This is a genomic window from Chryseobacterium sp. JK1, from assembly GCF_050632815.1.
GTDB lineage: Bacteria > Bacteroidota > Bacteroidia > Flavobacteriales > Weeksellaceae > Chryseobacterium.
In genome coordinates, this window is the sequence record NZ_JBODRU010000001.1 from 303,584 (window position 1) to 315,896 (window position 12,313).

Below are 12,313 nucleotides of genomic sequence, written 5' to 3' on the forward strand. Positions count from 1 at the left end.
TAGACATACTGTTTTGAGGAGTCTTATATTCACTGAAAAACAGCATATTATTTTAAATATAACTTCATTCTTTCTTCATATTCAGGCTTTAATTTCAGAAACTTCCATATTTTTCTATCATCAGGATTGCTGATGCGATAGTAGATAATCTTATCTGCAGAATATTTGAAATAAGGGTGATTTTTTAGCCATTCTTCCGGTGCTTCTGTTAAGGTATACTTTGGAACTCCTGACGGGTCCAACGGTGCCATTGAAATTAATTTCTGTACAATTTCCTTATCAATATTATAAGTGTCCAATATTTGCTGCTTATTGACGAAGCCGCCCAGTTTTTTTCTGAAACCTATCATAGAACCGGCACTTCTTTCATCCAGTCCGAATTCTACAAGCTGTTTGAAGGTGATTGCATTCAGATCAATTTTAGAGAAATCTGTTTTCTCCTGCTTTATGTTTTCTATTTTGGTAGAAACAGTACTAAGTTTAATATAAGGTTTCATTTCCTGGAACTTTTCGGAGGAAATAACAAAGCATTTTTCAAGTTCTTCCAGGTTTTTGAAACTTCCTTTCAAATTTCGGTCACGGTAATTGATGATCGTATTAGCCTGCTTTTCTGAAAATCCAAACATTATCCAACCCTCTTTGTTTAAATGATTAGGATCAAAATAATGATATTGAATCCTTGCTTTCCCGATCATATTTCCAGCCATTTTTTTGAAATTATCCGGAGTTTTTTCTGGCAACAACAAATAAGGTTCAAGTTTTTGGTAATTTTCTGTGGAAATAATAAAGCAATCTTTGAATTTCTCTTTGCTGATAAAGCTTCCTCCCAAATAACTTTTATATTTTAAAATGGCTTCACTTTGCTTTTCACTGAACCCTATTTTCATCCATTCGTCTACAGAATACCTATCCGGGTTGAATTTCCCTGTGATGCTAATCTCTTTCTTTACATTTTTAAATGTATTTGAAAAGCTCTTCTCAGCCGTTTCCGGAAGTACAATAAATGATTCCAGTTCATTAAACTTTTCTTCAGAAATCGCATAACATTTTCTCAGTTGTTCTTTCGATGTAAAATATCCTCCCACTATTTTTTTGTATTTAAGAATGGTAGAAGTTTGCTTCTCGGAAAATCCCAGTTTTTGCCATTGGCTTTCATCCAGAGAATTAGGGTTAAAGCTTAGCAGATGGGTAGATGTAGAGGATTCAGCAATGAATTTTATATCAGGGAAAGGTTCTTTTTCCCTGCTCGTATATTTCTGATAGATCAGTAGAATGGTCAAAAGCGTGACCATAAAAGCCAGTTTTTGGTAATAGTTTTTTCTCATCATAGAGTAAACATATTAATAAAAACAAAGCATGGCAAGAGCTGGTAATGAAATGGTTAAATAATATAGTGAATTACTTTTAATTGATTGAAAATGAAATAGACTAGTTATTTTTTGTATGATATAATTCAATATTTGAGATTGAGGAATTTATATTGGAGCTTATTTTTTAGAGTTGTTCATTTAATGCGACATGTTATGTCGTTTTGTGTTAATAATTTTGCAATAAGATAAAATAATTAATAAAAAATGTCAAATCATGTTTTATATATGATTTAAATATCTTAAAAAATGTTAATTTTACATGGTTTAAAAACTAATTACTAACTCAAATATAATGTGAGAATGAAAAAACTCTATCTCAGTGCATTGACTTTATGCACGGTCTTGGGTATTTATGCTCAGGAAGTTGTTTGGCAGAAAGATATCAAATCCTCAACGCAGGATTTCTTAAGCCAGGTGACCATCACAATTGATCAGCAGTACCTTATTACAGGAAGCTCTATTCAAAGCGATAAACAGCAAGCTTCTGGAAGTAAGCAAAACAATGGGTACGATTTCCATCTTATTAAATTGAATCAACAAGGACAGGAAGTCTGGGAAAAATACTTCTCAGGAAATAATCATGACTATTTATCAGCTACGGTGACCACTCAGGATGGAGGTTTTCTATTAGCCGGAACATCTTATTCCGGAAAAGGGTTGGATAAAAAGGAGGATTCCAAAGGTGGTTCAGACATCTGGCTGATCAGAATCAATGAATTTGGAGATGAGTTGTGGCAGAAAACACTCGGAGCCTCTTCTGATGAAGAAGCCCGATCGGTTATTCAAACAACAGATTTAGGATTTTTTGTAGCCGGAAATGTTCAGAACTCTTCCAAAGGCTACGGTTCCAAAGATGTTTGGATTAGTAGAATTGATAAAGACGGAAAAGAACTTTCCCAACTTATTTTAGGAGGAAAAGGTCTTGATGAAGTGGAGAAAATGATTCCCACGAAGGATGGAGGCGCTTTACTGGGAATTTATTCAAGAAGTGGAATTGTTAAAACAAATAACCCACCATCCACAAGCACAACTCCTTTATCGCCTGAAAAAACTGCTACCCGCAACCTAACCTCTGTTACCTCCAAACAAAGTGACAACTTTGGAGAAGGCGACTACTGGATTGTCAAATTAGACAAAAACGGAAAAGTAGAATGGGAGAAGAATTTCGGAGGAAAAGGAGATGATCACATCAGAACCTTAGCTTTAATATCTAATGGATTTATTATCGGAGGAGAATCCCGATCAGAAAGATCCGGAAACAAAACGGTAGGCATCGAAGAAGGATCTGATCTATGGTTGATTTCTTTGAATGAAAGAGGCGAAGAGCAGTGGCAGAAATCTTACAATTTTAAAAACAGAGATATTCTGATGAGTATGAGTGTGCTGCATTCAGCAGATGATAAATCTTCTAAAGGAATTCTTTTAGGCGGTTATACTCAGGCCGAAGGCAGAATAGAAAAAGATGATGAAACCTTCTGGATGCTTTATTTAGATGAGAATGGCAATGAACAGTGGAGAAAACACATCACCGGAGAATCCAGAAAGAGAGAAGAAAGGTTAGCTGACTTAAAACTGAACAGAGACGGTTCCATTATCCTTGCAGGAACGAGCGCTGAAGAATTGGGAAAGGAAAACTGGAAGATCGTCAAACTTGGAGACAAACAGGTTGATAAGCTGATCGAGGAACAAGACATTAAGATTTATCCTAACCCAGTATCCGACTATGCTTATGTAGAAATCGGTTTTGATTTCAAGGAAGCAGATATTTTACTGTATGATATGGGAGGCAGACAGCTTCAGAATATAAAAACAAAGAATAAAGTAACGAAGATTAATACACAAGCTTTGATACAGGGAGCTTATCTGGTGGTCATAAAAACGGACACGAATAAAACAGCCAATGCAAAGCTGATCAAGAAATAAAACTAAGAATCATGAAAAAAATACTATTAAGTGCTTTTTTACTCACTGCTCTTTTAGGAAACGTTAATGTTTCAGGACAAGATAAGATAGGACTCCAGAAATATGATTATGTTATTAATGGAGAAACTAATATGTTTCAGGGTATTCCTAATATCTCATTGCCTGTATTCAGTTTAAATTCTCCTACCGCAAATATTACCATCAATTTGTCTCTCAACTATACAACAGAAGGAGCTTCTGCATTTAATCTCATAAGCGATGTTGGTAAAGGATGGAGTTTATCTTCTATGGGAAGTATTGTAAGGGCAAAAACAAGACATGAAGATGATTTTTTTATTAGTGATGGAAATGTATACGAAGCTAAATCTGATGTTTATTATTATACTTATCCTGGTGGTAATGGAAAATTCTATATAGGAATGGATAAAACAACCCATGAGTTGATCGGTGTTAACATTTCACCTTCTAATGATAAAATTTTTATTACAAAAGATAATACAAAACCAAATAAAGTTAAGACATTTTCTATTGTTGACACTAAAGGAAACAAGTATGTATTTGATAAAATCAATATTAATATTTTTGAAAGATTAAAAAATGATATAGAGTTTAAAACATTAATTAATAGCGGATTTTTCCTATCTAAAATTTATAATATAAAAAATGAAGAAGTAGTAAATCTTGAATATGAAACTGCAATCCAAGAAACTTCAATAGGTACATTACAGCAACAAAAGATAAAGAAAATAACTGTACAGGGGATAGGTAGTATAGAATATCAATATGTAAATAAGATGGGGCCACCAATTTTGAATAATGCTAATGGAAGAGACTGGTATATTCTGGATAAAGTGATGCTTAAAAATTTTAAAAATCAACTTATAAATCAGTATGCATTTAAAAATTGGGGAAGTGATTATCTTAAAGAATTAATTAATCTTGATAAGAATAATAACCAGATCCAAAAATTTTCTTTTGAATATAATACTGAGACGGGGTATCCTTATTTTGACCACTATGGATATCCTATTGATTATCATTATTGTAATCTTGAAGAAGGATTGTTGACTCCTTTTAAGACCAATCGAAATACAATGAGCTATAATACTTTGAAGAGGATTATTCTACCGACAGGAGGAATTACAGAATATGAGTTTGAACCTCATTCTATAAAAGACAGCCAGTTGAATAATATTTGTTTCGGAGGTAACTGTTACTATGATAATTATGATGTTGATAAAATTTATACAGTTAATTTTGATACCAAGTTAACAAACATTTATAATGTCACTATTCCTTCGGGATACCAGAATAAAATATTTGCAAAGTATAATTATACAATGTATCCAAATCAACCGGGAAATCCTTCTATACCAAATGATATAGATTATCAAATAAATAATAATACAGGAAATGTGTTTCTAGACCCATATAATCAAACTGAATGTCCAGAAATAAATTGGTTTGACATAACGACTCAGCCATTAAAAATTGCTTTTTATGGTTTAAAAAAAGGATATGGTACTCTTGAACTTTATGCTCCAAAACAACAACGGAAAGATAATAATGAATATGGTTTTGGCCTTAGGATTAAAAGTACTAAAAATTTTAATCCTGGTTCCTCTATTCCTTTAAGCTATACAAAGTATGAATATAATATATTTAATGATTCTCAAACATCAAGTGGTAGTCAGCTAGGTCCTTTTGGGTAGGAAACCGATTATACTAATGGGAAAAAAGAAATGCCATCTATAGGCTATACCAATATAAAGGTCATCGATATGATTAGTGGTAATTATTCCAAATATTTTTTTGCACAACAAAATGCAATAGCTTCCAATTTTATACCATCTTTTATTCTAGAAGATAGGAATATGGCTCAATATTTTTATACTATGGGAATTTTAGAGAAAAAAGAAGATTACAGCCCATCTAATCAACTTTTACAGAAATCAGAAATAACATATCAATATAAAGAGGTTTCTTTAGATGTGACAGCTTCTGGTGAATCAGTGAAAAAAGTTGTGATTTCAAAACAATTATCTAACCTAGAAAATTATATTTCAACTTCAAAAAAGCTGAATTCAACTTCCGAAAACATTTTTGAGGATCAATATAGTACATTAAGTTACTCGAAAGAAACTCTTCCTGATGGAACAGTTATAGAAAAGAATTTCAAATATCCTCAAGATAAAGGAATTCAGAAACTTATTAATGCAAATATGGTAGAAACTGTTGTAGAAAGCACAACAAGTAAAAATGGCAAGCTCACTGGAAAATCTGAAGTTAAGTTTGAGGATTTATCGCATTTTTATCCAACGTCAATTATAGCTTACGACTTGCAAACTCAGCTTCCTATAACTGTTAATACAATGGATATGTATGACAGTAAAGGTAATTTAGTACAGACTACCTCCAAAGAAGGAATACCAGTTACTACAATATGGGGATATTATCAGAGTCTTCCTATTGCTGTTATTTCTGGGGCAGCTTATACTCAAGTTTCTTCGCTTCCTTCTGTTGCTGCGGTAATAGCAGCTTCCAATTCTGATTATGATAATCCGGCAACTGAACCTGTCCTTTTATCTGCTCTTGAAGTTATGAGAAAAGATCCTGCCATGCAAAACTATACTATAACAGGTACAACTCATGATCCTTTGGTAGGGGTAACAAATACAGTATCTTCTAATGGAATAAGAGCCACAAATGTATATGATAATGCAAATAGACTTGTCAAAATAACAGATGTTTCCGGAAAGGTTTTGAAAGAGTATCAATATAATTATAAACACTAACTATGATGATTGTAGAATTAATAAGAATAAAAAAAGCCACATTTGAAAATGTTAGGATGAAGTATTTTTCTTTTTTCACTTTTCTTTTTTCGTTTACTGTTGCATTGGGGCAGACAAATCTTAGTACATCAGAAAACTTTCTGTATACCAAAAATTGTATGGATGCAGATTGTATAAAAAAACTGAGGTTGTATCGTATTTTGACGGATTAGGAAGGCCAGTTCAAACGATTGCTATTAAAGCAACTCCTTTGGGAAGAGATGTGGTAACCCCGGTAGAATATAATAATGTAGGTAAGCAGGTTAAAGATTATTTTCCAGTCCCTCAGAAGTCCACTCAGAATGGCGCAGTATATACGAATCCGTTAGAGGATGCTTCAGTTATGTATGGAAATGAAAAAATATTTTCCGAAAAAGTTTATGATAACGTATATACAAATAGAATAAAACAGATGGTGCCTGCAGGAAATGCTTGGTCTCAGAAACCTTTAAATATGGGATATGATACCAATATAGACGGAGAAGTAAAAAGATATACAATATCTACATCATGGTTGGAAAGCAGAACAGAGTCTGGTATAATCCTTTTAGATCCTTATTCTGGAAATAAATTAATAAAAACTTCTGTTACTGATGAAGAAGGAAATACTACTACGGAATTTCAGAATGGTGAAGGACAAATTATTTTAGTAAGGAAAAATGATGGTACGCAGGATGTAGATACTTATTATCTTTATAATGAATACGGGCAGCTAGTATACGTTATTCCACCAAAAGCATCAGCAGCAATCAAAAATCTGACAACAGGACAACAGATCTCTGTAGATGTATTAAATAATCTCTGCTATCAATACCGCTATGAAGGTAGTGGTAAACTAGTTGAAAAAAAACTTCCAGGAAAAGGCTGGCAATATATGGTGTATGATAAGCAGGATCGTTTAATACTGACACAAGATGCTAATTTGAGATCTGCTGCTGATAATAATTTTGGAGCTAAAGGTTGGATGTTTACTAAATATGATAAATTTGGAAGGGTTGTATATAGTGGTTTCTTTATCAGTGATGCTACAAGGTCAGATTTACAGACGGCTATTAATAATATGTCTGTTAATCCAGGGAATAACGAAGAAAGAAGTGCCTCTTCATTTAGCTATAAAGGAATGGATGTTTTTTATACAAAAAATGCATTTCCTACAGAAAATACAATTATACTGAATGTTAATTACTATGATAATTATCCTTCTTATCCTTTCAGTCCCTCATTTCCAACAACCATATTCAATCAGACCATCATCAATGATTCTCCCAATATGACAATCAATACAAAGACTTTACCCACAATGAGTCTTGTGAAGAATATTGAAGATGATACTTGGACAAAAAATTATATTTGGTATGATGAAAAAAATAGAGCAATAGGAACCTATTCCATTAACCACTTGGGTGGATATACCCGAACAGAAAGTGAATTGGATTTTGTAGGAGTAGTAAAACAGTCTAAAATATATCATAAAAGAATAAGTGAAGATCAAGAAAAAGTAATTGTACAAACTTTTGAATATGATCAGCATAACAGGCTTAAAAAACAATGGCATCAGGTTAACAACAATCCCAGTGAGCTTTTAACAGAAAACGTATATAATGAAAAATCACAACTTTCCAATAAGAAGGTAGGCAATAATCTTCAAAGTATTGATTATGTATATGATATAAGAGGATCCCTTGCTAAGGTAAACGAACCTTCAAATCTTGGAACAAAATTGTTTGGATATGAAATACACCGGCATGACCCCTTGGACGCTTCATTATCTTCGGGTAAATATAATGGTAATGTGACGGAAGTAACCTGGAAAACAGCTGTTGATAGTAAATTAAAAAGATATAATTATTCGTATGATCCACTGAATAGATTAAAAAAAGGAACTTATTCTGAACCTGACACTTCAATTCCAAAGAATGATTTCTATAATGAAATAATTAACTATGACATAAACGATAATATCATATCACTACAGAGAAATACAAAAGGTGGTTCTAATAATGCTTCTTTAATAGATAATCTTACTTATGATTATACAGGCAACAGACTTAACCACGTGGTAGATCTTTCTGGAAATTATAGCGGTTATCCGGACGTATCAGGAAATACGATTTCCTATGATGATAATGGAAATATGAAGGATCATATTGATAAAGGTGTTTTACAGATTAACTATAACTATATGAATCTTCCATCATACATCAAGTTTGATAAAGGTTTAATAACAAGAGGTGGGTTTATTAATGAGAGTATATATTATACATACCGTGCCGATGGAACAAAAATAAAAAAAATATATAATCGTACTCCTTTTGGAGGGGCAACAATTATGGAGACTGAAATTACTGAATATCTGGATGGTTTTCAGTATCAAACACTGAAGAAAAAGAATGGAGAAGTTAGTTTAGCTTTAAAATTTATACCTACTGCTGAGGGCTATTACAATTTTGAAAATAATAAGTATATTTACAATTATACGGATCATTTAGGAAACATACGCCTTAGTTATTTTAGTAATTCAAATGGAAGTGCAGAAGTTCTTCAAGAAAATAATTATTATCCTTTTGGGCAGAAGCATGAAGATTACAATGGCTTAGTGGGAAACACTTCTTATCATTACGAATATAATGGGAAAGAATTTCAGCAAGAAACAGGATGGAGTGATTATGGAGCAAGGATGTATATGCCTGATATTGCAAGATGGGGTGTCATAGATCCTTTAGCCGAAACAAGTAGAAGGCTCTCACCTTATAATTATGCGGTCAATAATCCTATAAATTTCATAGATCCAGATGGCAGAAAGGCAATGCCGGACCGTTCAATGCCTGATAATGGCCCTCCACAGCCAATGGGTGGCATATTAGGCTTCTATGCAAGAGGAGGAATAGGGACACGAGCTGGTATTCTAGGCTTAGTAGGATATGAAGATGGAATAGGGGGCTTTTACAGTAGTGGCCTTGAAGGAGGTGGAGGAGCTACATCAAAAGGGTTGTCATTTAGTAGTAAGGAAGGTATAATGTTTATACAATCTTATTTTAGCAATGGAGGAAGTATTGGAGCATTATTTTCTATGGTAGACCAATTAAAGAATGCTGGCTGGAAAGACCCTGCAAATACTAAAGCAAAATTTGACGATATAAGCACTCTAACTGGAAAAGTACCCGGTTTAGTTGAATTAGCGACAATGACTAAAGCGGAGTTTATAGACAATACGGGTGGGAACTGTCCAAATAAAACAGAATTCCATAGAATTTGGATTAATATGAATAATGCTCAAAATATTTTAAAGCTAGCTTTTACTGTTGGACATGAAATGAATCATTCATTTGGAGACTTATTTTTCAGAGGTAAGTTTGGTGAAATTACTCGACAGTCTCAAAGCTCAAGATTTTTTCAGGATTCATTTGGCTTTTTTCAGGAGGTGATGGGATTATCGTGGGAAATAAAGTTAGGCTCCGAAAGGTATGGTGAACGTTCAGGATTTAAGGCTGCTGAATTTTATTATGGTCCAAAGGGTCTCGGTTATACTCAGAAAAGCGTTGATACTATAAGTAATTATTTATATGAATTAAATACAGCTTGGAATTTTATATATCAATCAAAATTAAAATAACATGAAAAACTTAATAATTTTTTTGTTTTCATTATTCTTATCCAATTTTTACAGTTCTCAGGTTACGATGAAATGGGAATATTCTGTAATTGAAAAAAAGGCAACAGTTTATATTTACAATAATAATGCTGAAGATATTATATTGCCTGTAGACTTAACATCTTTAAAACCTTATTTTGAAAATCAATGTTCTATAGATGATTATGAGAACTCTTACCCCATTTTAGGGGCTACATTAGTGGTAGAAAATAAACAAGGGAAAATGATTGGCAATATTCATAATAATGAAATATCAGACGATGATCATTTTAATATAATGATCAAGGAAATTAAAAAAAATGATAGTATATATTTAAATACGTTAAAAAAATGGAGTAAAAAAAACAAAATTCATGATCGGTATTTTATGGAAAGAAACTACTATTTATCAAATCATCTAGTTGTTATAAAATCTAAAGACCATATTAATTTTAAAGTGAGTATTAATTTTGACAATATAACTAATCAGAAAAATATTTATTATTATTATCCAATTAATTGGGCAGAAAAAAATGAAGGAGCATTATCCATTTGTGTAGATCCAAGCATCTATCATTATCTTACTAAAAAACAAAAACAAAAGCTGAGCGCATATAAACTCTTTACAGGCAGAATTGAAAGTAATAAGGTGTTATTATAAATATATTGAATATTGTTAAGCATAGGTGGTGTTTTGTATTTGTCTGTGAATGAAGTTGTTATGTTTTGTTTTTAGAAAAATATCAGTTTTTAGACTCAAAATATAAAATACCGTAAAATATGAAGTACGTTCTACTATTAGCTTTAGCTATAATACATGTAAAGTCTCACTTATTATTAAATATTTAAAAACGGAAAATAATAGTATAAATAGAAAGATGAAGAAATATTTAGGATTATTAAGCTTACTAGTTAGTTTTATTTTTCAATCTCAAATAAAGATTAACTATACGATTCAATCTCATGTAGAAACGTATCAATTAACATTAAAAATCGATGTAATTAATCTTACTGGTGATTATTATTTACTTCCCTTTGATATAAATGGATTTAAAGGATATTCTGATTCAGAATACTGTGGAATCTACAATGAAAAAGACTATCCTTACAATTTTTTTGCTCCCACAATAATGATAAATAGAGATTATGATCAAAATTATCTCTATACTGAATCTTCAAGAGGACATTCAGATAGAGAATCGAAAGAAAACATAAAAATATTACAGGAAACCGCAGGTGATGAAGTTAATAAAGTTAATAAATGGAAAAAAGAACATCATTTTAATTCTTATGAATATGCTTTTAAAAATTATTACATAACAAATAACTTATTAATACTGAAGCCTCATGAAAAATATAGTTATGAAATTTTTGTCGATTTAAGTAATTTATCCAGAACAAAAACTTCGTTTTTATATGATGCCTATTTTCTGGAATTCTCTAGATATAATCTTGGGCTTCACCTTTGTATTACAGATGATGCGTATCAATGGCTAACAAGGGAGCAGAAAAAGAAATTTGAAAAATATAAATTCTTTTTAGGAACGATTAAAAGTAATAGTATTTCGTTTGAAGCTTATAAATAACAGATATTTTACTAAAACAAAGTCATTAAAAGAGTAGTGGCTTTAAAGTGAATACACATATTATATGCATGGACCTAATTCTCCAGCTAAAGAGACTCGTCATACACAAGCTGAAGTTGATTTTATAAATAATAATTTAAAAACACTACTTCAATTATATAATAATTTTACAACAATTCAAAAAAAGTAAAAACTGATGAAAAAAATATTTATACTAATATTCCTATATATATACACTTTATCTTTTGCGCAAATCAATATTAGCATCCATTTTTCAGATGAGAAAAGACCTTTAAAGATAGTAATAACTCTCACTAACAAAACAAATGAATACTATGCGGTACCTTTCGATAAAAAAGGATTTAAAGCATATAATATTGAAGAAATTTGCAGTAGTCTCAATACATTAGATTATCCTCATTATTTTTTTGCGCCTGCCTTAATTTTTAAAGATCCTCAAAATAATAATACAGTGGAATCTTTAATAGGAAGTTATCATATAGACAGATTAAGTAATGAAAATGCTCAAAGAATCAAAAAAGAAGAGTTAAAAGAAAAAGAAAGAATTTTAAAATGGAAAAATCAAAATAACTTTACAAATGATATGGAAGCGATAAGAAATCTGTATATAAATGAAAATTTAGTTCTTTTGTCGCCAAAAGAAAAATTAAATATTGAACTCGAAATGGATGTTTATAATATTAGGAGAGGTAATACTTATTTTTATAATTATTATGTTTTAACAAATGAAAAGACATATAACTTATCTATTAAACTATGTGCTGATAAGAATATTTATAATTATTTAACAAAAAAGCAAAAAAAGTATTTGGAAAAATATATACTTTTTACGGGGAATCTAGAAAGCAATACCTTGTCTTATGTATATAATTAATTAAATGGCCCACTAAGTTTTTAAACTTTGAGTTTCTTACCAATTAGAGTTTTATAGCTCAGCATGTCCAAACC

Annotated in this window: 8 protein-coding genes; 7 read left to right on the forward strand and 1 reads right to left on the reverse strand. The window is 31.3% G+C overall.

Features of this window, described 5'->3' with window-relative positions; genetic code table 11:
• Positions 1-47 precede the first annotated feature (47 nt).
• Entirely contained in the window at positions 48-1,328 is a 1,281-nt protein-coding gene (locus ACQ76T_RS01430; RefSeq protein WP_431341572.1) for a hypothetical protein, read from the reverse strand.
• A gap of 342 nt (positions 1,329-1,670) precedes the next feature.
• Here ACQ76T_RS01430 and ACQ76T_RS01435 point away from each other — a divergent pair, with 342 nt between their 5' ends.
• The 7 genes from ACQ76T_RS01435 (at position 1,671) to ACQ76T_RS01465 (ending at position 12,239) form a co-directional block, all read left to right on the forward strand.
• Positions 1,671-3,293 carry a T9SS type A sorting domain-containing protein gene (locus ACQ76T_RS01435; RefSeq protein WP_431341573.1) on the forward strand — a complete coding sequence of 541 codons (1,623 nt, stop codon included), beginning with the start codon at positions 1,671-1,673 and terminating at the stop codon, positions 3,291-3,293.
• Between the two features lie 11 nt (positions 3,294-3,304).
• Positions 3,305-5,005: a hypothetical protein gene (locus ACQ76T_RS01440; protein ID WP_431341574.1), complete on the forward strand. Its 1,701-nt coding sequence runs from the start codon at positions 3,305-3,307 to the stop codon at positions 5,003-5,005.
• A 30-nt stretch (positions 5,006-5,035) separates the two neighbouring features.
• Positions 5,036-6,088 (forward strand): hypothetical protein, encoded by a 1,053-nt coding sequence (locus tag ACQ76T_RS01445; protein ID WP_431341575.1) that lies wholly within the window; start codon positions 5,036-5,038, stop codon positions 6,086-6,088.
• Between the two features lie 169 nt (positions 6,089-6,257).
• Entirely contained in the window at positions 6,258-9,740 is a 3,483-nt protein-coding gene (locus ACQ76T_RS01450) for an RHS repeat domain-containing protein (RefSeq protein WP_431341576.1), read from the forward strand.
• Between the two features lies 1 nt (position 9,741).
• The gene (locus tag ACQ76T_RS01455; RefSeq protein ID WP_431341577.1) at positions 9,742-10,419 is read left to right on the forward strand and encodes a hypothetical protein; all 678 of its coding nucleotides are present in this window, start codon (positions 9,742-9,744) and stop codon (positions 10,417-10,419) included.
• 217 nt (positions 10,420-10,636) lie between these two features.
• Positions 10,637-11,344 carry a hypothetical protein gene (locus ACQ76T_RS01460; protein ID WP_431341578.1) on the forward strand — a complete coding sequence of 236 codons (708 nt, stop codon included), beginning with the start codon at positions 10,637-10,639 and terminating at the stop codon, positions 11,342-11,344.
• A gap of 196 nt (positions 11,345-11,540) precedes the next feature.
• On the forward strand, positions 11,541-12,239 hold the full coding sequence (locus tag ACQ76T_RS01465) for a hypothetical protein (RefSeq protein WP_431341579.1): 699 nt from the start codon (positions 11,541-11,543) through the stop codon (positions 12,237-12,239).
• Positions 12,240-12,313 lie beyond the last annotated feature (74 nt).